20 protein-coding genes are annotated in these 19314 nt (G+C 63.5%); 3 read left to right on the top strand and 17 right to left on the bottom strand.

All coding sequences use genetic code 11. The features are described 5' to 3' along the window. Positions 1 to 69: 69 nt before the first annotated feature. The 3 genes from KXV01_RS05970 to KXV01_RS05960 all read right to left on the bottom strand — a co-directional run bounded on the left by KXV01_RS05970 (position 70) and on the right by KXV01_RS05960 (position 2884). Complete coding sequence (locus tag KXV01_RS05970; protein ID WP_263467593.1) at positions 70 to 504, bottom strand: hypothetical protein; 435 nt, start codon at positions 502 to 504, stop codon at positions 70 to 72. 556 nt (positions 505 to 1060) lie between these two features. Then, positions 1061 to 1510: a BLUF domain-containing protein gene (locus KXV01_RS05965; protein ID WP_263467592.1), complete on the bottom strand. Its 450-nt coding sequence runs from the start codon at positions 1508 to 1510 to the stop codon at positions 1061 to 1063. A gap of 441 nt (positions 1511 to 1951) precedes the next feature. Next, a complete protein-coding gene (locus KXV01_RS05960; RefSeq protein WP_263467591.1) occupies positions 1952 to 2884 on the bottom strand; it encodes an SOS response-associated peptidase family protein in 933 nt (310 codons plus the stop codon). Between KXV01_RS05960 and KXV01_RS05955 the strand changes: the two genes are divergently transcribed. The 3 genes from KXV01_RS05955 (at position 2883) to KXV01_RS05945 (ending at position 4586) form a co-directional block, all read left to right on the top strand. Then, the gene (locus KXV01_RS05955) at positions 2883 to 3071 is read left to right on the top strand and encodes a hypothetical protein (RefSeq protein WP_263467590.1); all 189 of its coding nucleotides are present in this window, start codon (positions 2883 to 2885) and stop codon (positions 3069 to 3071) included. The genes KXV01_RS05960 and KXV01_RS05955 overlap by 2 nt on opposite strands. A 122-nt stretch (positions 3072 to 3193) precedes the next feature. Then, entirely contained in the window at positions 3194 to 4084 is an 891-nt protein-coding gene (locus KXV01_RS05950) for a hypothetical protein (protein ID WP_263467589.1), read from the top strand. Between the two features lie 16 nt (positions 4085 to 4100). Beyond that, on the top strand, positions 4101 to 4586 hold the full coding sequence (locus tag KXV01_RS05945; RefSeq protein WP_189638118.1) for a hypothetical protein: 486 nt from the start codon (positions 4101 to 4103) through the stop codon (positions 4584 to 4586). Positions 4587 to 4719: 133 nt separating this feature from the next. Here the strand turns inward: KXV01_RS05945 and KXV01_RS05940 are convergent, their stop codons facing one another. The 14 genes from KXV01_RS05940 to KXV01_RS05875 all read right to left on the bottom strand — a co-directional run bounded on the left by KXV01_RS05940 (position 4720) and on the right by KXV01_RS05875 (position 19255). Continuing rightward, positions 4720 to 5190, bottom strand: a complete 471-nt coding sequence (locus KXV01_RS05940; protein ID WP_263467588.1) for a hypothetical protein — start codon at positions 5188 to 5190, stop codon at positions 4720 to 4722. A 2-nt stretch (positions 5191 to 5192) separates the two neighbouring features. Then, entirely contained in the window at positions 5193 to 6482 is a 1290-nt protein-coding gene (locus KXV01_RS05935; protein WP_263467587.1) for a hypothetical protein, read from the bottom strand. Positions 6483 to 6551: 69 nt separating this feature from the next. Next, a complete protein-coding gene (locus KXV01_RS05930) occupies positions 6552 to 11270 on the bottom strand; it encodes a host specificity factor TipJ family phage tail protein (protein WP_263467586.1) in 4719 nt (1572 codons plus the stop codon). Further along, positions 11261 to 11653, bottom strand: a complete 393-nt coding sequence (locus tag KXV01_RS05925) for a peptidoglycan endopeptidase (protein ID WP_149901766.1) — start codon at positions 11651 to 11653, stop codon at positions 11261 to 11263. Before KXV01_RS05925 ends, KXV01_RS05930 begins: the two co-directional genes overlap by 10 nt. Beyond that, positions 11653 to 12114, bottom strand: coding sequence for a DUF1833 domain-containing protein (locus KXV01_RS05920; protein WP_263467585.1), 462 nt, complete (start codon positions 12112 to 12114; stop codon positions 11653 to 11655). The genes KXV01_RS05925 and KXV01_RS05920 overlap by 1 nt, the downstream gene beginning before the upstream one ends. Beyond that, positions 12111 to 12437, bottom strand: coding sequence for a hypothetical protein (locus tag KXV01_RS05915; protein ID WP_134968102.1), 327 nt, complete (start codon positions 12435 to 12437; stop codon positions 12111 to 12113). Before KXV01_RS05915 ends, KXV01_RS05920 begins: the two co-directional genes overlap by 4 nt. Before the next feature lie 29 nt (positions 12438 to 12466). Continuing rightward, positions 12467 to 15238, bottom strand: coding sequence for a phage tail tape measure protein (locus KXV01_RS05910; protein ID WP_263467584.1), 2772 nt, complete (start codon positions 15236 to 15238; stop codon positions 12467 to 12469). Then, positions 15231 to 15425, bottom strand: a complete 195-nt coding sequence (locus KXV01_RS05905) for a hypothetical protein (protein WP_263467583.1) — start codon at positions 15423 to 15425, stop codon at positions 15231 to 15233. The genes KXV01_RS05910 and KXV01_RS05905 overlap by 8 nt, the downstream gene beginning before the upstream one ends. Before the next feature lie 41 nt (positions 15426 to 15466). Then, positions 15467 to 15877 carry a hypothetical protein gene (locus KXV01_RS05900; protein ID WP_064239306.1) on the bottom strand — a complete coding sequence of 137 codons (411 nt, stop codon included), beginning with the start codon at positions 15875 to 15877 and terminating at the stop codon, positions 15467 to 15469. 3 nt (positions 15878 to 15880) lie between these two features. Then, positions 15881 to 16636, bottom strand: coding sequence for a hypothetical protein (locus KXV01_RS05895; RefSeq protein ID WP_197572795.1), 756 nt, complete (start codon positions 16634 to 16636; stop codon positions 15881 to 15883). Between the two features lie 36 nt (positions 16637 to 16672). Then, complete coding sequence (locus tag KXV01_RS05890; RefSeq protein WP_263467582.1) at positions 16673 to 17083, bottom strand: hypothetical protein; 411 nt, start codon at positions 17081 to 17083, stop codon at positions 16673 to 16675. A gap of 37 nt (positions 17084 to 17120) precedes the next feature. After that, positions 17121 to 17453, bottom strand: coding sequence for a hypothetical protein (locus KXV01_RS05885; RefSeq protein ID WP_262224613.1), 333 nt, complete (start codon positions 17451 to 17453; stop codon positions 17121 to 17123). Beyond that, positions 17450 to 18208 carry a hypothetical protein gene (locus KXV01_RS05880; RefSeq protein ID WP_064239310.1) on the bottom strand — a complete coding sequence of 253 codons (759 nt, stop codon included), beginning with the start codon at positions 18206 to 18208 and terminating at the stop codon, positions 17450 to 17452. The genes KXV01_RS05885 and KXV01_RS05880 overlap by 4 nt, the downstream gene beginning before the upstream one ends. A 45-nt stretch (positions 18209 to 18253) precedes the next feature. Beyond that, positions 18254 to 19255, bottom strand: coding sequence for a major capsid protein (locus KXV01_RS05875; RefSeq protein WP_064239311.1), 1002 nt, complete (start codon positions 19253 to 19255; stop codon positions 18254 to 18256). Between the last annotated feature and the right edge of the window lie 59 nt (positions 19256 to 19314).

Genomic DNA, 19314 nt, shown 5'->3' with positions numbered 1-19314 from the left:
ATGGCCTATGCACCGAAGGCTAAGGTCACAAAGCCTGCGGCCGCGGTTAGGCGGCCGCAGGCATAAGCACTACGCGAAGTTCTCCAACTGCGCCAGAACGCTCTCCTTCCACTTCAGCTGCAGGACATCAGCGCCTGCGCGCTGCTTCTTATGCACCTGCAGCAGCACTCCAAAGGCCTTCCCGGCTTCAGTGGGACACCACTGACCATCACGCCGTTCCTGAAGCCCTCGCTCCGCAAGAAGGCGATTGAACTTCTGCGCGGAGAGGCCCTTTCGCTGGCCGAGTTCCGTAGGCGTGAAGCAACGGACGCCGTCGACATGGACCGCGACAGGACCGGCAGACAAAGCAATCGGGGGGGGCGGGGACACCAGCTGGTTAGCGGCCTGCGCCAAGGCCGATGGCGCGATGCCAATCAACCCGCACCAGTCCGACGGTGACACCGATCCCAGTTCAATGAATTTCTTGGGTACGAAATCTGAGCTATCGTCTTGATTGTATTTCACTTTCTATCTCCGTTGGACGGAGACATGAACCGCCAGGCGTTGACGTATATCCGGATATACATATGATCAACTTAGGCTCACCTAACCGGCATCGAATAGCCGGTGGTTAAGCCCGAAGCGATGAACGATTGCCGTCGTTCCTGCTTCTCCTGGCGGCTATGCCGCCGGTATTGCTCTGAGTAATGCGCAACCCTGAGGCTACCCGTCAAAGATGGCCTCGGGGTTTTGCGTTTTTGCCGCCGGAGATTGGGGGAAATAGAACTTGGACCAGCTCCCAGGCGGCTACTCGAAGATAGTGGGGGCAGTGGGGTCCGTCAACGCCAAATGTAGTGAAATTTGGCGACCCCTTGTCGCGCAAGGACCGTGCCATCGGCGCCTGGTTTAGGCGCTTTGAACCTGCTCGAAGTGGCTGCGCAGTCAAGCCCGCAAGCGTTCCGGTCCGCTACCGCGGGGCTAGGCCGAACTCAAGCTCTTCGCCGCTGACGCTACTCCCATCTAGCCGCGCTTGAACGTCTTGGAACTGCGGACCGCTGTGATCCGGCGAAGGCCTCTTGGATCATGCGGCAATGGCGTATGGCTCGACCAAGCCAATCAAGAGATCCATGGCCGTTCGATTACCGTCTTCGGCATCGCCGCGCTGGTTGAACCTGGTCCAGTCTGCGTGGGCCAACCGCCGTAACTCTTCTGGCTCGACGGGCAGCCACTTCATTGGCCAGAACGGCAGGCGGCGCTGCCCTACCCTGCCCCTCTGCAGCTCGACAATACCGTTGTGGCTGCTGGCGCCCAGCACTCGGGAATAGGACACGGACAGTCCATCTTCGGGCCCCTCCAGATACTGGAGGAAGCGTTCGCCATCGAAGAGGAGCACCCCCGTAACGCCAGCATTACGGTTGAACCGGGCCGCGTCGTCCACAACTTGATCCAGCTTGCCGTTGGACAGGCCCAGCTTGTCGCCGGCAATTTCCTCGCCAGCGGTGCTCGCGTATACAACCGCCCGGATGGGCATGGCGCACCTCCTTGATGAGGCACGACCCTAACAGACGCATGGGAACGTTTACGTGAGGTAGCGGCGACTTACACAACAATTCAGGAACCCATGATGCTGAATGCGGACGATCGTCACACGATGGAGGCAGCGATCAAGGCAGCATGCCCGAAAATTCTTGGTACACCGCAATGCCCGATACAGGCCTTTTCTACGTTCTAGATCTTGACGCAGTACGCGACCGCGATGGCAACCTCGACCGCGTGACCGCAATCAGTGTCCGATGCAACCACTGCAAGCACATTACCCATTCAAAGGTGCCTCAGCTGGAAACCATGCCGGGTGGCACGCTGCTAGCGTGCGCAGGATGCGGCGAGCGCCAAGCTGTGAGCAACGCCCGGCTCGTGGAGTGTGACCACATCCTCGGTGCGGGGCGTCGATCTCCAGAGGCCGCCTGATCTATCACGCCGCCAGCCGGTGCTCGTAGAACGGGTGCCGCTTGTCGTCGAAGATCCTGTAGAGCGCGGCCAGGTTGGTCGGATCCGGATTGAGCCAGGCATCCACGTGCTCTGGCTTGATGTTGATGATGGTCCGGTCATGGCCGGCGGCGGCCACCTCGGGCTCGGGGTCGTCGGTGATGGCAGCGAACGACAGCAGATCCGGCTCTTTGCCGGCCGGGTCCTTCCAGTGTGACCACAAGCACGCGACCAGCATCGGCTCGCCCGTGCGCGGGGTGAACTGCACCACCTGGTTCTTCCGGTCCGGGCCCTCGACGTTCTCATAGAAGGTGTCGACCACCATCAGGCCGTGGGTGTGGCCGAATGCCGGCGCCCAGAACTTCTCCAGGCTGTCGCGACGGGCGTTGTAGGTGCCGGGGAAGCGCTGGTCGTAGTTGGCCGGCTTCCCGGCCAGGCGGCACTGGTAGCGCATCGGCTTAATGACCAGCTTCCCGCCCTCGGAGACGATCACCGGAGCGTAGACGCCGGGAAAGATGCGGCTGTCGCGGTCCTTCGGCTCAACGCGCTGTAGATCCGCCAGCCGCGCCTTGGCCCGCTCGATCTTGTTGCCGGCGATCCGCACATCCTCCCGAGCCTTCTTCGTCTCCTTCACCTGCAGCGCGCGCTCAGCGTCGGCCAGCCGCTTGCGGTTGGCGAACAGCTCCTGCTCCAAGATGGTGGCCTCGGCCCTGTTCCATTGCTCGACCTCGTCCCACACCGCCAGCTCTGCCGGGCTCGCGCCGACCCGGAAGGCGTCATCCATGGCCTTCGGCGTCTTGGGCCGCTTCTTGCCCGGGTCGTGTGCGTAGAGAGCAGCGAACTCCTGCAGCGACAGGGTGGCGCCGGTCATCCTGACCAGCTTCTGATAGGCGGCGGTGATCTGGGCGGAATAGCACATGGCTGACATCTCGCCGCAAGCGCCGTTGCCGCCGCGTGAGGATCAAGTCACTGACTGCGGTGCCAGTCCATCCAGCGGCAGCCACGCCTGCTTCGGCCAGGCCGGATGGGTCAGGGATAAGCCGGGCGTCAACATGCTCAGGCATGACGGTGATGATGGTCCGATCATGGCGGCCAACGTCCGCTAGCAAGCGCTTGCCCGTAGGAATTTCCTTACACGAAATGCAGTGCGCGACCGATTGACAAAGGAACAGCACATTGCGACTTTGCAGGAGGGAATTGGCAATTACTTGGCTTCGGCGGTACGAAATTGAAAAAGATCTTGATCGTAGTACCTGTCCTGCTGGCAGCCGCCGTAGGCATCATCGCAATCAATGCCAGAAGCACCGGACGCGACACTCGCGCAGAGCAAGCCGAAACCAGCGGCAGGTCGACCTCAGCACCAGACCACAACACGCCGAAGCCGTACACGTCTCTCATCTCTCAGCGAAAGCTCGACCCCAAGGTCGTGCAACCGGTGGGATCACGAGCATTTGCCGTTTCGCGCAATGGCGCTTTCCGCCCTAGTGGCGATGCCAAAGACTTCATCCTCTCTCGCATTGCTGCGTCGGACGCTGGCGATAGCATTGCGACCTACGAGATCTATCTCGCTGCCCTCGATTGCAGAAACGCAGGGTCACCGGACGAAATTCAGTCTGCAGCTGTGCTAGCGAGTAAATCAGATCAGCAAGGTGCACTGGAATCCTCTGAGAGGCGTCTGAAGGAGTGCTCCTCGCTACTGAAAGACTCTAGCCTTTCGTCTCCAGGAAAGTGGCTGATCAAAGCCGCGCGTCAAGGTTCTATTGAAGCCATGCTCCTTTACGCTACCGATACCGAATCGGCATTTGGCGGTTCACGTGCAGCCATACAGAACCCGGAAGCCGTTGCCGAATGGAAGACTGACGCAGTCTCATTCCTCAATGCCGCTGCGAGCGAAGGCAGCGTTGATGCCTTGGTTGCCCTCGGGCGCGCTAACGCCAACGGCATAATTGTGAACAAGAATCCGACCGAAGCCTTTGCCTATTACTTGGCAGCCAAAAGGGCAATGCCCTCAGCGTTCTCGGAAAAATTGCTCGGCATGTACCAGAAGGAACTGAGCGCCGCTGAGCAGCAGGCGGCCATCAGACGAGCCGATGCAATTTACAAGAACTGCTGCCAATAACCAGAAAGGATTTCTGATGTCTCGTAGTACCAATGCAGTGCTCTCCATCGCGCTGGTGGCGGTCTGTGGCTGGGTCTTCTACGCCAAAGCAACCGAAGGCGGCCAAACCTACGGTCCGCTGCCTTGCTCAGCTTGCCGCCTAGAAACCCCAATGCCAGGGCCAGGAACCCAGACCTTCCTTGATGCCTGGGCTTGGGATGTTCGGCACACGACGGCGGTTTGGACTCAGATCGTTGTCAAACCCAACGACAAGATCGTGGTGTGCAACGGAACGTCATGCGTCACCTACACGATGACCGACAGCAATAGCTACCTCGGCGGCCAAGCGACGCCTCAGACTTCGAACCCAGGCGGCGGTGGCGGTGGCGGTGGTGGTGGTGGCGGCGGTGGAGGCGGTGGTGGTGGCGGTGGCGGAACCAACCTTGGCGGTTCCGGGGGCTGCGTTGGGAATTGCACGGGCGTCGTAACCGTGAAGCCGCCGTTCAAGGAGAATCCGAAGTAAGAAGGGCCGAGAGACGCTGTAGACGCTGCGGTCCGTCGGGGCCGCAGCTTGCAGCGTGTAGCAGCCGATCGATGGATCAGCCCCCTAGGAGACGGAACCCGCACCCTCGACAGAATCTGGTGTGCTAGGCGGCTTAGAGGACGACGTCGGGGCTTCCAGTGTCCAGCGGTAGCTCCGCCTTCTCCGGCCAGGCGAACGTCTCCGGCTGCGGCAACAGCGTGCGCACCTGCTCCCAGGTCTCGATGCCTTCCGGCGGCGCCAGCACCAGCTGCTCCAGCGCCTGGTTCACAGCATCGCGCCAGGCCACCATCGCCCGCGCCTCGGCGCGGTATCGGGCCACGCCGCTGTTGTAGTAGCTGGCGCACGACTCGATGCTGTCGTAGCCACGCTCTACCGCTTCGGCGCGCATCCACGCGAACGCCTGGTCGCGGATGTAGCGGTAGTGCGCGGGCGTGTGCAACTCGAAGCCCAGGCCGGGCGATGACGCCGGCAGCGGTGTGTTCCGTTCCAGCCATTCGGTCGGCCACAGGTAGTGCCCGCGCGGGATGAAAGCACCCGTTTCGACGCAGCGAATGACGTCCGGGTCATCGGTAAGCTGGTACATGATTAAATCTCCGCGTCTGCAGTCCAATTGAAACGCGTCAGGTATGACCCGTTTACAGTCAAACCCGAACCAAATACGCCATTCACGGCAAACCCCCTACTTGAAGCGCTGTCAAAGCTCCAAGAGGCGTTAGAGTTCCACACTGCGCCGTTCCACAAAGCCGCGCCATTACCCTGCGAGTTTGCGTCATTGCTGGTGTAGAGCAGCAACGCAGGGGTGGCGCGCATTTCGACCGGGAAATGGACTGTGCCTGTACGTACATCTGAGCCGCTCCACGCGGTCGCCCCTTGTGCTGTCGCTGCCGCAAGCGCAACGGCGGGGGTGGTGCCTACGGGGAATGACTTGCAATAGAAGCGCTGGCAGAGAGTCAATTCCAGTCCATCAGGTCGGTACTCGAAAGCGCTTGCTGAAGAACCTTCTTCGACCTGCACCTGCGTGAAATGCACATCACCAGCTTGCGCACCAAGCGATGCGTTGCGAGCGTTAAAGTTGCTTCCGCCTGTTGCCCAAAGAGTCAGAATCAGAGAACTGTTGGCACCCACAGTCTTACCGCTGATAGACGGAATCTGCACGGTATGAGTGACGGTATTGATTCCAGCTGCGAGGCTGTACTTCGCAGCACCGATCCCCGAAACCTGCGCACTTCCGCCAGCACCGAAGCTTTGACCAAATTCGATGGCAATCTGTCGGCCTGCCGCGCCACTGTTGAACACCTTCAAACTCACGGTTACCGTTCGACCCGCGAGCGTGGTCACATTCTCCATTCGTTGTTCAAGCACAACGTAATGGTTTGCAGCATCAGTCACAGCACCGTATGCGATTTTGGCAAGATAGATACACTCGGTATCGAATGCACCTGGCGTTACCGTGTTCCGTGACAAGCTCGGCGTTGCCACGCCGCCCGCGTTGAAGTACCAACGGTCGACGGAGTAGCCCGGCGCAGTGAAGTTGGTCCCGCGCTGCCACCAGCGCATCGAACCGTTGATGAGCCGGTTCTTTCCGATGAAGCGTGCACCGAGCGCAGTGTCGGCGTTCTGGCGTGCGGTCACTTCCGCTGCGACAGCCTGCGAAAGCGCGGTGTCGGCGCCCGTGCGCAGCAGTGTCTCCTGCTGCAAGCCCGTTTTCAGGTCGGCCACGTCCTGGCCGATGTTCGATGACCCACCTTCCAACGCCGAAAGGCGTCCCTCGGCATCCGCGAAGTTGTCGTTGCAGGTTGCAAAGGCGGTAAACGCGTCGTCGCCAGGGCGGCCGTCCGGCTGGATGGTGGTTTGATCGATGAGTTTCTGCGGCATGTGTGTTCTCTGCTGTTGATCGCCCACGGCAAAGCGGGCCGGACATGCCGGCCCGCGCCTTATGCGGTTTCAGTTCTCGACCGAGATGATCGACAGGCTCTGCGTGATGGACTGCTGCTGGAAGGACCCGGAGGTGTGCGACACGGTCTGCTCGGTGAAGCTGGTGATCACTGCGCGGTAGGTCATCGTCTGCGCACTGGTGCTGGTGTCGTTCACGGTGAATGACCCGCCCCAAGTGGACGTGGCGTTGTCAGGGCCGTCCTGCTCGTTGAGGATCATCACCGAGCCGCTGACGTTCAGTACCTGCCAAAGCGATTCAGCCCCCTCCCCCACCCGCCGATAGATCTCCACGCGTGCCGTGTTCTGGCCCGCGCCCGCGACGAAGCCGTCGCTGCCATAGGTGGTCTTGGTCCGGATGTGCCGGCGGGAGAAGCTGACAGTGACGCTCCGCACGCGGCCATTGGTGGCGAACGGCCCGTTGACCAACTCCACGCCGACGGTCTGCGTGGTCGTGGTCTGAACCGCGTTGCGCAGGATGCCCGCCGACAGCTGACCACCGAAGTAGGCACTGCCGTTGGCATCCATCCACATGACCGCGTTGGACTTTGCCGCGGCCCCGGCGCCGACGTTCGGCCCGAAGTAGTCAACCAGGTTGTCGCCGGCAGCGCCGAAGTTGGTACCGATGATGCGTTGGGCAGCCCCCTTCCAGACGCGCAGGAAGCCGTCACGCCACTCCATGCCCTCGCTGGCCCCCGGCGAGATGACCTCGAACGTGTTGCTGGCGAAACGGGTGTTGATGACCTGGCCGTTGTTGTCGATGACCATGCCACCGATCAGCGGTCCGCCGCCGCTGTTGGCGATGACGTTCAGGAACGCCCGCGCCAACACCTGGGTCAGGCCGTTCTCGTTCTCCACGACACGGGCTTCCATGCCCTGGACCACTTCGGCGCTGGCCTTGCCGGACACCTCCGCCTTCACCGACGCAAGCTGGCCCGTGAAGGACTCTATGCCGTCCTCGGTGACGGCCACGCGGGCTTCAATGCGCTCCACGTAGTCAGATGATGCCTTGCCCTCCAGCTCTGCGCCCACGTGCTCGATCTGTTCGGCTTGGCTGGCCTGCTCGGTTGCGATCAGCTCGATGGACTTCGTGGAACTGGCCTTGAAGTCGCCCAGCTCGACGTTGAGTGAATCGACAGTCTTGGCCACCGCCCGATCACCCTGGACGATGACCGACTGCCAGGTGCGCACGCCGGCGTAGACGTTCCGGTCGCCCGCATTCCAGTCGCGGTCGCCAGCGTGCTTGTACGTCATCTGCGCTTCCAGCGACGACGTGCGGTCGCCGACCGCGCGCAGGCCCTCTTCGGTTTCCTCCACCCGGCCGCTGACCGCGTCGACCGCCTCGACCGACGCCACCTTGCCGTCACCGGCCGGCATGCGCGCTACGATGGCATTGATGCGGCCAGCCTCGACCGCCAGGTCTGAAGCGTTCTGGTAGGCCATGTCGATCGACGCGGCCAACGCCTCGCCCACGCCAGAGAAGTTGCCCACCAGCTGCCAGTCGTCCGGGGCGGTGCCCGGCTCGGCGTCGGTGTTCTCTCGCAAGGCCCGGTACAACTTCCCGTCGTGCCGGGTGAAGTCGCCCACCGCGTAGGTCTTCCCAGCCTCCCATTCGTCGGCCTCGGTCAGATCCGCGACGATCGCCCCGATGGCATCGGCGTGTGCGATCGCCGCTGCCATCGCGTCATTTGCCTTCTTCGTGGCATCAGCCGCAGCCTCGCTCGCCACGCGGGCGTCCTCGTTGAACCTCTCGATCTTCTCCCGGTCAATGCGCTGCTGTGCGTCGATGAGTTCCTGAATGGTCTTGTCGATCACCTGGCCGAGGTTGGGGCCGAGCTTCTTGGTGATGACACGAGCCTCGGTGGACAACTCCCCCGACGTGTTCACACTCCGGCAGGCGAAAGTCCAGTCGCCCGACTCCGGGACAACTGCTTCGAAGGGTACTGCGTGGTAGCCGCTGCCCCCGATGGGGATCATTTGCTCCCATTCCGGTCGCAGCACCGCGCCCTGCATATAGCGGATCTCGACGCCGGCAAAGTCCGGCGACTGGATGCTGTTGGCCAGGAATCCCCAGGTGTACATGCGCACGCCGCCGGACAGCTCGTCCACGTCGAAGAAGTCCACCAGGCGCGGCGGGACATCCGCACCGGCCGTGATGTAGGTCACCGACGCTGCAACGCCGGCCCGGCCGTCGGGGCTGAACGGTCGGACCACCACGGTGAACTGATCCGCATGGCTGATGCGCCAGGTGGCCGTGCGGGTGGTGGTCTGGGCGACCTCGGAGAGCACACCGTCGCTGCCGGCGGCCAGCACGACGATGTTGCCGACCGGGCCACTGATCTCGAAGGTGACGGTCAGCTCGGTGAACACCGTATCGCCCTGCACCACCTGCTGCTCAGTGATGGCCAGGCCGCTGGCTATCGGGCGACTGGTGATCGGGTTGGTATTGACCGGCGGAACGTATTCGCCGGTGAGCACGTAGTTCCAGAACTCGGGCGGTTCGGGCACCACGGACACCTTGGCGCCTTTCAGGTCGCTCTCGGGCTCGATGCCGACCACACGGACCCGGTACCCCGGCGTCTGCTTGAAGTCGTAGATCCAGATGGTGTCGTGAGCCGGGTTGTCCGGTGTGTCGCCAGGCAGCGGCGCATCGCCTGGCCAGGAACCGGTCAGGCGGATCGTGTCGCTGGTGCCAGTGAACGCCTGCACGCCGAACACGCGGTACACCCGCTCGCCGGGGATGCGCAGGCCGATCCAGGCATTGCCGTTAGTAGGTGCCTGGACCGGTTCGTCCAGCAGCAGCGTGACAACGCCGTTGGCCGCGGTGGCCGAAACGATCCGGCCGCCGGCGCCCCACTGCGTCAGGTCGTGCTGCAGGGCCAGCAGGGACAGGCGACGATAGCTCAGGTGCTCGATGTCCGTGCTATAGGTGATGTCCTTGTACTGGTAGAGGGACTGCGCCAGGTGGTAGCGCGCCATCCGCGCGGCGTGCGCCTCGTTGGTGATGCCCTCGCCCTCCACCGTGGCCGGGTTGAGCATGGTGGTTACGCCGGGCGCGGCCACGCGCAGGGTCTTGGTCGTCCAGTCGGTGGCGTCGTAGTAGCTGTACTCGATCCCGTCGGCGGCGTTGGCCAGGGTGTAGTCAACCTGGAATTGCCCCTTCTTGATGGTGGCCATGTTGACCACGCCGGACAGCGGCTGCTCCGACCCGGCCCACACCACCGACAGGCGGCCGCCCGCCCAGGTGATCTGGCCGAACCCGGCCAGCGCGACGGCGTTGAGCACGTCATCGTGGTTGCGGACATCCTTGATGTAGTTCGAGTAACCGTAGCCGTTGGCCTGGCAGAACAGCATGAAGGCCTTCAGCGCCTCGATATCGATCTGGACGTCGTCCAGGCCGATGCCGGCGATCAGCTTGCCGTGCTCGTCCCTGAAGCCGCGGGCATAGGCCAGGATCAGTGCGCCGGGGTTGTTGGTCTCCTTCGTCGCCCACCCCGCCTCCGTCCAGACCGGTGCCGGCTCGGCGTAGGCGACGCAGCGGATCTCGTCCGGCTGGCCGTTGAGCTGCCCGGTTGCCTTGATCCGGATGCCGATTCGGGCCAGACCGGCGTAGTCGGCGGTGTCCTTCTGGATGCTGGTCAGGGTGGACCAGGTGAAGTCGCTGGTGGCGCCGCTTCCGTCGGTGTTGTGGCCGGCAATGCGGACCCGCACTTCGTACTGCCCCTCCGGTACATCCCGGGAGTAGCTGCGGCGCTGCTGCTTCTGCGACCGGCTGACGATCGAATAGGACCCGAAGAAGCTCCAGTTGGCGATGCCGACGGCGCGGTATTGGATCTCAATCGTCTCGCGGTTGTCCTTCGGCTTGCCCTTGCTGGTCGTGTCGAACAGCATGAAGTCCACGTCCACCTTCAGGCGGATCGTGTTCGGGCTGCTGGTGCGCTGCACCCACGGGCTGGCCTGGCCCTTCTCCGCCTCCAGCGCGCCGCCGTTGATCGTGTCGGCGTTGCTGTAGAGCGGGATGGCCTCGCTGGGCATCTCGGAAAAGCCGTTGTGCCACACCGTGACACCCTCGAAGGACGACAGCAGCGCATCGCCGTTGTACAGCGCCTCCACGCGCCCCACGTTGATGCCCGCGGTCAGGGTCATGGCGAGGTACTGGTCGTCGGCCTCGTACCAGGTGTAGGGGTTGCTGGCCACGTCCGGTGCGATGCGCAACGGCCCGCCCAGCAGCAGCGGCAGGGGCTGGTACGGGCGCGGCTGATTCCGGGCCGCGCCGATGGTGTACACCGGGCTGGCATCGCTGGCGCTGGGCTTGGGGCGCTTGGGCCCCAGCACTTTCTGGATCAGCAGCGCCCCTGCGGCGTAGATGGCGCCCTGCGCCAGGCCGGCGACGGCTGCGCTGTAGCCGGCGGCCACGATGGCCGTACCGACACCCATGGTGAAAACGGTCAGGGCGATCAGCGCAACGATCATCAGCGCGGTCTTCTTGACCACGCCTCGAACCTCGATCACCGTTCCGTCCTTCGGGCGCACGCGGTCCATGACCTCATGCGGCACGACCACCCCATTGATGCGCACCTCCCACAGGTCGCTGGAGTAGTCAGGCACCACGCGTGCCAGGAAGCCACCCAGCCGCTCCCCCTCTTGCAGCTGAGCCGCCAGGGTGCGCTGGCCCTCCAGCGTCACCGGATGCGGTGTGATGATCAGCGGCGCGTCCTTGATCAGGCCCATCTGTAGTAACCCTCAATCCTCAAGCCGAACTCCGGCAGGTCACGAACGCGGTGCAGTACGCTGCAGCCGTTCTTTTCGTTGGAATGCAGCACCCACCCCTCATGAGCCAGGTGGAAGTAGACGCCGGCGTGGCCGGCGCGCTTCTGCCCGTGCTCGACCATCAGCACCAGGTCACCGTCCGTTGGCACGGCCACCGCGGTCCCATACGGCCTCGACAGCTCGCCGATGGCGGCTTGGCCCGCCACGCCTCTCGGGCGGCCGTTGGGGAGCTGAACGGCGCGCCCGAACAGCTGCCGTTGGACCAGCACCACGAAATCGGCGCAATCGCACGTGTGCTCGCAGTACGGCACGCCCACCAAGGCTTCTACGTCTGCCAGCCGCATCAGAAGATCCCCGGTAGCGTGAACGGGTTGGCGCGCAGGCGCACGGCTTGCTGCCGCATCAGGTAGTCGACACCGCACTGAGCGGTGGCGGTGGCGCCGGCCACCGACACGCTGGTGATCGGCAGGTAGTAATCCCGCTCGTACAGGTTGGGGTCAGCACGGTCCGACACCATCAGCCGCGCCATCATCAGCTCGTTCGGCCCAAGCGCCTCCAAGTCCTCGGAGATGCCGCGCCCGACGTTATCCAGCACCAGCTGGGCACGCGGGGACTGACCGCGGGTGTCATCGGGCAATTTGAAGCCAAAGGGCACGCCCATGTAGGGAATGCCCTGACTTACCCAGTCCTGGGTGTCGTTGACGATGCGCAGCGGACCCGGAAGCGACGGCGAGGTGATGAACAGGAACAGCAGCGTCCCACTGGTGTCGGTCATGCGCTGCTTGCGCTCGGTGAAACTGCTCATCTCATGTACTCCACGACCACATCCATCCTGTAGTCCTCGGGCAGCTTCTCTTCGGGCACCAGATCGCCGAGGGCGCCATTCTCGAAGCGCGCGGTGATCACCTCCCCCGTGTAAGGGTGCACAAGGGTGAACCACCCAATGCGCTTGATCTCGCCGAAGTACCAGGCATCGAAGGTGTTCACATCCGCGATGCTGGCAAAGTAGAGCGTCATAGCCTGCTTGATCAGCACCTGGCTGTTCTCCAAGCGCTGCTTGGGTGCACCGCGCTCCATTTCGGTCCTCAGAACCGAGGGGTCGAAAGTTCGTTTTTGCCCTTCGAACATGACACGTGCCACTGAAGGTAGTGCTGTCATCACACCGAGTCCTTTAAGCCGAATCGGCTCCCCATTGCTGCATACGTTGATCCCTGACCACTGGCGACCTGGCCACCGATGTAGCTGTCGACCTGGCCCAGCAGAACCTCAATGTCGATGACGCCCTGACCGTTGCGCGATGCGCTGGCGGTAGTTCCTGCAGGCGCGTTCATCACGCGAACGTTGATCGCGGCGGCAGCCATTCCGGAGCCAACTGGAATGGCCACTGCTCCGCCCGAGTCGTAGCCCTTCAGCCCCCTTCGCATCGCCTCAACCACCTCGACGCCACCCGCGCGCGCCACATCCCGCTGCGACCAGACCACCTCGCCCTTATGGACCACCCCGGCCGGCTGATGAACACCACCGTCACCCGTGTACCCGCCGGTGGAGTAGCCGCCCCTCATGTTCTGGAACAGCTGGTTATTGATGCTGCTGGTGCCGGAGGTGACCGCCTGGTTACCCGCAGCGGTGACACCGCCACCCCAGGCACTGGCGAACATGTTCACTATTCCCATTGCCGCCTGCCGCGCGGCGATCCGCGCGAGATCGGCCAGGACCGACTTGGTGAGGTCGGAGAAGCTCAGCTTCCCGGTCGTGGTGAACTTGACCCATGCGTCTTCGAAGCCACCAATGGCGTTTCCGACCACGTCGCCCATCTGCCGCGCGGCATTGCCGGCCTCCTGCTGGTAGTTCGCCCAGGCAGCGCTGGCGCCTGCCAGCCAGCTTCCCTCGGCCTGCTGGAGCTCGTCGTACCCGTCTCGAATCATCTGCAGGCGATCGAGCGTCTTCGACAGCAGCTGCGCTCTCTCGGATTCGAACGTTTCCTGGTCGATTTGCCCCGCGTTCAACTGCAACTGCAGTTCTCGCAGCTTGTCCGCTTGGTCGGCGTAGGCGTCATTGATGCGCTGCTGAATCTCGTACTCACGATCACCCACCCCAACGCGCTGGGCCTGCGTTGAGAGCTGTCGCTGTAGTGCTTGATTGCTCGCGTCCAAGGCGTTTCCATACGCCGCGATAGCATTCAGGCGCGCTTTTACTGCGGCCGCTTCCTCAGTCGCCAGAACCTGCAGAGCGCCGGCTCCCTCGGTGCGGACCTTGGCGAGCCGTGCTTCAAGATCCCCGACCTGTCGGTTCACGCCGATGGCTTCTTTTCCCGTCACCGCCTGTCGCTGGAGGAAGGCAATCTGCCGCTCCAACGATTTCGCCTGCGCGTCGGTCCCCTTCTGAACGAGCTCTCGCATTCGACCGTAATACTCGCCCGCCGTGATTTCTCGCGCCGAGTACTGAGCACGCAGCATCTGGGTAGCGGCATTGATCTGCGCCTGCTCTGCCAGCAGATCGTCTTTGTAGCCCTGCAGCCCTGCCGCCCTGGAAGCCGACCCGCTGGATGCCTTGGGCTTCTCTGCATACTTCTTCTCGATAGCGGCGACGGCTGCGGCGCGGCGTTCCTCAATGGCACGAACCTCTTCCACGAGCCCGGCCGCTTCAGCTTTTCGCCGGACGACCTCGGCCTGCCCGTTGATCTGGGCAATTTCCCTCTTCTTCTTCTGCTCCTTCGTGGCCTGGGCCTCGATGATCGCGTCCTGCTGCTGCACGTAGTCCGCGCTGGCGTCCTGCGCAGCCTTTACTTCTGCATCCTTTCGCTCTTTGATCAGGTCGCCAGCCAACGCCTTGATCTTCTCCGACCGGTCCTTGATGGACTTCTCCATCGCAGCCAGGGCAATGGGATTCCGGGCCAACGGCAGGCCCCGCTGGGTGCCATTAGCCAGATTGTTCAGCTTCTCCAGTTCCTGCTGGTTCTCAGCCAACAGTTGCTGCATTTGCGCTGCCGCCGGTCCGAGGCCCACGCTCGCCTGCATCGCCGACCACGCCTTCGTGGCCTCGACCCAGAGGTCCTTGAATCCCCGGATCACCGGGTTCTGGCTGGCGCGGACCCGAGCGAGCGCCATGACGGTTTCATCCGCTGCTGCACGGGTGATCACAGTCACGGCGTCCTGATTCCGGCCCTGCTCCTGCAACGCCTTCACCTGCTCGTAGAGCGCCAGGGTCATGAAGTTGACCTGCTCGTTAAGCTTCTGCATTCCTTTGACCGGGTCTTCCGCCAACTTCGCGTACAGGGCGATGGTTTCATTGAGCGCCTGCCCGCTGATTTCCTTCATCGCCACGGCCGCATTGGCCACGTCCTGAAGGTTCTGCGCGGCAATCTTCCCGTTCGAGCCGACGGCTTGAGCCGCCTCGGCACCAACGCCGGCGGCAACCTGCAGCGCGTCACTGGTCTTCTGAGCCATGGTGACGAGCGTCAGGGTCGTCGCGGCCGCCTCATTTCGCGACAGGACAAGTGCCTTCGTGTAGGCCTGGGCCTGCTGCTCGGCGTCATACCAGGCGTAGACCACCAATCCGACAGCCGCCGCGGCCACGGTATACGGATTCACCATCCCCAGCAGCGCCGACGAGACCCCCTTCAATGCCGGCTCCACACCCCCGAAGCTGTCCTTGATCTGGCCACCCTGCTGCACCAGCACTGTGAAGAAGGGCATGCCGCCCTGCAGGCTGGTGAAGATGTCGGTGAACTGCGCCGGTAGCTGGCGCATCGCCTGCGCCGTCTGCCCTGCAGAGACCCCCAGCTCCGTGATGTTGTTCTTCGTCGGCAGCGGCCTGGCCGCTTCCGTGCGTACCTCGCGCAGCTGGCGAGTGAGCACGCCCAAGCCCTGCCGAATGTCGGCCAGGTCCGCGCTGATGCGGACGCGCAGATTTGCTGAAGGATCAGCCATCGTTCGATTTTCCTTGTCGCTGCTGTGCCGGGGCCTGGCCGCGCAGAGCAGCCAGGTACATCTGCCAGTCGGCAGCCGGGGCGGCCATAGCCATGCGCGTGGCCACGGCGAACTCCGCGATGCGATCGCGCTCAACCTGCGCAGCTGCGGCGGTGAAGGCTCGCAGCTGTGCCAGGGTGTAGGTCATCACCTCCGCGCGGGAGTGTCCGTGGGCGATGAGGTACTGGATCAGGTCGGCGAGGCCGTACTCTCTTCCGCCGGGAGCTTCGCCTGCAGCAGAAGCCGCCGCAGGCGGAGGGCGAAAAAATCCCTGTTGAGCCCGACAACCGCCTCCAGCAAGTCAGCGATCTCGTCCAGCGTTGCCCCCGCAACCCATTCCGCCTCGCGTCCGATTGCCACCCCCAAAGCCGCGGCGATCTCGTTGCTGTCCTGCTCGAGCAGGTCGAGCAGGATGGCACCGACGCCAGCACGATCGGCGCCCTCGACCACACCGGCCATCATCGCCACTCGGGCGATGATGGTGCGGCTGGCCGTGATGAAAGGACCGATCTGTTCCAGGCGCAGGGGACCCACAACCACCTTCTCGCCACGTACAAGAACCGTGCGCGTCGGCGGGGCGATCACGTCATCATCGGCCACGGCTTACTTCTCCTGCTGCCAGTAGAAGTAGGCCGACTTATCGTTGCCCGTGGCCTTCGACGAGTCCTTGAGCAGCGCGCCGGGCACGCTTCCCGCGCCGAACTCATTGCCGATCAGGCCCATGCTCTCGATGACGCCGCCGGCCACCTTGTGCGCCACCAGGCGGACCATCTTGCCGCCGCGTGCCTCGTTGGCACCGTAGAACTGCATCTCGTAGAACTTCTGCGAGGTGACCGCAGCTTCAACGTGGCCCAGGTCCGCGTTCTTGTAGGAGACCTTGATGTTTGGGGTGCCGATCGCAGACGGCGCTGCAATCGCAGAACCTACCGGGATGAACAGCATGCCGCGCTCGAAGCGGTAGTCCTTTCCGGCCTCGTAGGCGGTGGTTCCGGTTACTGGCTTCACAGCGGTGATCTCCGTCGCGAGGCGCGACAGTGGCGCGAAGCTGCCCGGCACGGCCAGCACCAGCTCATCGGTGACGGTACCCGCGGCGATGCTGCTGGCCTTGCCGCGAGTTGCCCGGGCGAAGTTCTCCGGGTTGAAGTCGTGGAAAGTGTAATTGAGGTTGTAGCCGGTCACCCGATCGACACGGTTGGCCGTGCCGCCGCCGGGGTTCTGGTAGTCGGCCAGCTCGATGGTATTGGTCTGCGGCGCCACGGTATAGGCTGAGATATTGCCGATCTCCAGGAACGGATCAGCGGTGTTCCACTCACGGATCAGGACGATTCCTGCGCCCAGGTAGCTGTAGTCTTCGGCCATGATGGCTCTCCAGTTGGGTTGCCGCTGTGCGGCGGGTTATTTCTTGGGGATGTGGGTCTGGTAGGTGATCAGCACGCCGACCCAGCCGGCGCTGGCCTTCTCCGGCATCAGCGGTTCCATACCGACGTACACCGGCACCTGGATGCCGTCAGGGAAGTTGCGGGCTACGTTCCGGCTATCCATGGCCGCCTCGATATCGGTCACCAGGTCGTCCAGCGCCTGCTGGTATCCCTCGGTGTCGGTGGGAACCTTGGCGATGACGCTGACGGTGGTAAGCCGGTGCGTGTTGACTTTCGAGGGGCTCTCCGCCCGCTGCTGCTTCTCGATCACGGCCGTCAGCACAGTCTGCGTATCCTGATCACCGGGCTTCGGCTCCAGTGTCCAACCGGCACCGGCATCGGTCAGGTAGCCGTTGTCGGTGCTGATCAGCTGCAGCGTCTTGCCCATCGCCTGCAGCAGCTGCTTCCGCGGACTGGGGGTGCGATCAGACATTGGCCACCTCCCACACCGCCGTCGATTCGTCGGCGTGGATCTTCTGGACCAGTTTGAGCCGGCGGCCGGTGCCATCAATCCGCACCACACCGCCCGCGCGAGGGTTGATTTCGGCCAACTGGAGCGTCACCCGATCAACCGTAGTCGCGACCGGCGCCACATCGTCGGGCGTGAACTGCTCCACGGCCTCGTCCAGCAGCACTGTGCACGGCACCTCAACCGTGCCGCCCGGATCTTTGTAGTGGGCAGCATCGGCGACGCCGGCTGCGCGGAAGGCATCGAACGCGGCTGCGTCGAATGCCTGCATGAAGGCTTTCTGGTTCAAGGCAGGGGCCTCGCGGTTTCCATGGCCTTTTCCAGCTCGCGCTTCAGGAAGAACGGCATCAGCCGCTTCCAGGTGTCCTCGGCCATGCCGAAGATGTCGTAGCGCGGCGTGTAGGCGGCGGTGTTGGTGAAGATGAAGATGGATCGGACACCTGATCCGCGTCCGATTCGCTCATAGATGCCCGGGCGCAGCACGCCGCGGCGCTTGGTGATCACGAAGTACTCGCCATCACGGTTGTTGCCTTTGCCCCGTCGCCGCTTCCGGCTGACACTGGTCTCGTTCTGGTACCGGTCCCGCTGGGCGCCCAGCTGCGACAGGATTTTGGTCACCTGGCCGGCCGGAACGTTGCCGTACTGGTTCGCCTGAGCGCCCCGACCCATCACCGCAAACTGCGTCGGCGACAACAGGCCTCGGCTCTGCAGCAGCCGCTCGAAGCCCTTCCGGCGGCGCTGACCACCATCCACCTCGGCAAGCAGGTACTTCGCCGGCGGCGTGCCCTTGAAGGCCTCGTCCCGGAGGTAGATTTCGGCGTACGGCTGGGCCTTGGTGGCCTTGCGGTACATCGCTGCGTTGACGGTCAGCGGCGTGGGCCGGTCGAACACCCGGGGCGCTTGGCGCTTCCAGCGCTCGCGGATCTCGTAGGCCACCTTGTTGGCGGCCTGCGATGCAGCGTAGGGCAGCTGGGACTGCTCCAGCTCGGTCAGTTGTCGCCCGAAGACGTTGTCGGGGTCGACCCCTATCCTGATCTGGGCCATACACCCTCCTGCCTGGCCCGCCGGAGCGGGCCAGGCACTGTTGGCTTACTTCGCGCCGGCCTTCAGGCGGATCACTGCGTCCGGTCGGGTGTTGATGTTGAGCGGGTTGGACTGGCTTTCCAGCTGGATGCCCTTGTTCATGCGCATCGGGGCGGTCTTGGTGTAGTACGGCAGGCCGATGCCGCGCACCGTTTCCAGGTAGTCCGCCGGCGCGAAGCGGGTCAGGAACATGTCCGGCACACCCAACGGGAACGCGATGGCCTCGCCATCTGCCAGGGCCAGATCGCCGCCGGTATTGCCCTGCAGCTCTTCGAAGGTGATATCGCCGAACACGAAGCCCTTGCGGACGTCATCGCGCAGCGCGGCACCGTCCTGCCAGCGCTCGTAGGCCTTCTGGACGTCCGGGTGGTCGGTCAGGGCATCGAAGAAGCCGGCGCTGCAGAACACATGGATGCCGGTGTACGGAATGCCACCCAGCTTTTCCTCGATTGCGCGCTTGATGGCCATGCACTTGGCGCGGACCTTGGTGGCGTCCTTGTTCAGCTCCATGCCGATGACGATCTGGCTGACACCGAATTCCTCGTAGAAGTCGATGATCACCGATCCGTCGGCATCGAGCAGCTTGCCCTGCAGCGCGCCCATACGGTGGTATTCGATGGTGAAGTCCAGGTCGCGCTTGTGCACCGCCTGCAGCGCGTTGACCACGGCGGCAACGTTGGCGCCTTCCGGGTCGGCCGGGTCATAAACGCCCAGCAGCTGGTCAGCCATGACCGTCGAGTTCTGCGGCAGGTGGGTGGTTTCCAGCAGCTTCACCTTGCCACGCTCCAGCCCCTTGGGCTGGCCGGGCGCACCGCGCGGAACGTTCGGGACCAGCACCAGCTTGGTGCCCTTGATACCCACCTTGACGATGGTGGTGCCGACCAGGCCATCTTCCTGGAACAGGCGCATGTCGGCCAGCCGCGTGGAGATGCGCGGCAGGTTGTTGATGTAGGCGTTCAGGGCGTCGAAGCTCAGCACGCCCAGAGCCAGAAGGGTCTGCAGATCCATGGTGATTTCTCTCTTGGAATGGGATACGAAAAGGCCCCGCGAAAGCGGGGCCAGGGGTC

Source organism: Stenotrophomonas sp. Ps181 (assembly GCF_025697425.1).
In the GTDB taxonomy this organism is placed as follows: domain Bacteria; phylum Pseudomonadota; class Gammaproteobacteria; order Xanthomonadales; family Xanthomonadaceae; genus Stenotrophomonas; species Stenotrophomonas sepilia.
This window is presented reverse-complemented; position numbering and strand designations above follow the sequence as displayed.

Coding starts and splice junctions, on each gene's coding strand:
- KXV01_RS05890 (WP_263467582.1), bottom strand. CDS start 17,083: ATGGGCAAGACGCTGCAGCTGATCAGCACCGACAACGGCTACCTGACC.
- KXV01_RS05930 (WP_263467586.1), bottom strand. CDS start 11,270: ATGGGCCTGATCAAGGACGCGCCGCTGATCATCACACCGCATCCGGTG.
- KXV01_RS05910 (WP_263467584.1), bottom strand. CDS start 15,238: ATGGCTGATCCTTCAGCAAATCTGCGCGTCCGCATCAGCGCGGACCTG.
- KXV01_RS05920 (WP_263467585.1), bottom strand. CDS start 12,114: ATGAGCAGTTTCACCGAGCGCAAGCAGCGCATGACCGACACCAGTGGG.
- KXV01_RS05960 (WP_263467591.1), bottom strand. CDS start 2,884: ATGTGCTATTCCGCCCAGATCACCGCCGCCTATCAGAAGCTGGTCAGG.
- KXV01_RS05935 (WP_263467587.1), bottom strand. CDS start 6,482: ATGCCGCAGAAACTCATCGATCAAACCACCATCCAGCCGGACGGCCGC.
- KXV01_RS05925 (WP_149901766.1), bottom strand. CDS start 11,653: ATGCGGCTGGCAGACGTAGAAGCCTTGGTGGGCGTGCCGTACTGCGAG.
- KXV01_RS05955 (WP_263467590.1), top strand. CDS start 2,883: ATGGCTGACATCTCGCCGCAAGCGCCGTTGCCGCCGCGTGAGGATCAA.
- KXV01_RS05905 (WP_263467583.1), bottom strand. CDS start 15,425: ATGACCTACACCCTGGCACAGCTGCGAGCCTTCACCGCCGCAGCTGCG.
- KXV01_RS05875 (WP_064239311.1), bottom strand. CDS start 19,255: ATGGATCTGCAGACCCTTCTGGCTCTGGGCGTGCTGAGCTTCGACGCC.
- KXV01_RS05945 (WP_189638118.1), top strand. CDS start 4,101: ATGTCTCGTAGTACCAATGCAGTGCTCTCCATCGCGCTGGTGGCGGTC.
- KXV01_RS05880 (WP_064239310.1), bottom strand. CDS start 18,208: ATGGCCCAGATCAGGATAGGGGTCGACCCCGACAACGTCTTCGGGCGA.
- KXV01_RS05965 (WP_263467592.1), bottom strand. CDS start 1,510: ATGCCCATCCGGGCGGTTGTATACGCGAGCACCGCTGGCGAGGAAATT.
- KXV01_RS05915 (WP_134968102.1), bottom strand. CDS start 12,437: ATGTTCGAAGGGCAAAAACGAACTTTCGACCCCTCGGTTCTGAGGACC.
- KXV01_RS05940 (WP_263467588.1), bottom strand. CDS start 5,190: ATGTACCAGCTTACCGATGACCCGGACGTCATTCGCTGCGTCGAAACG.
- KXV01_RS05895 (WP_197572795.1), bottom strand. CDS start 16,636: ATGGCCGAAGACTACAGCTACCTGGGCGCAGGAATCGTCCTGATCCGT.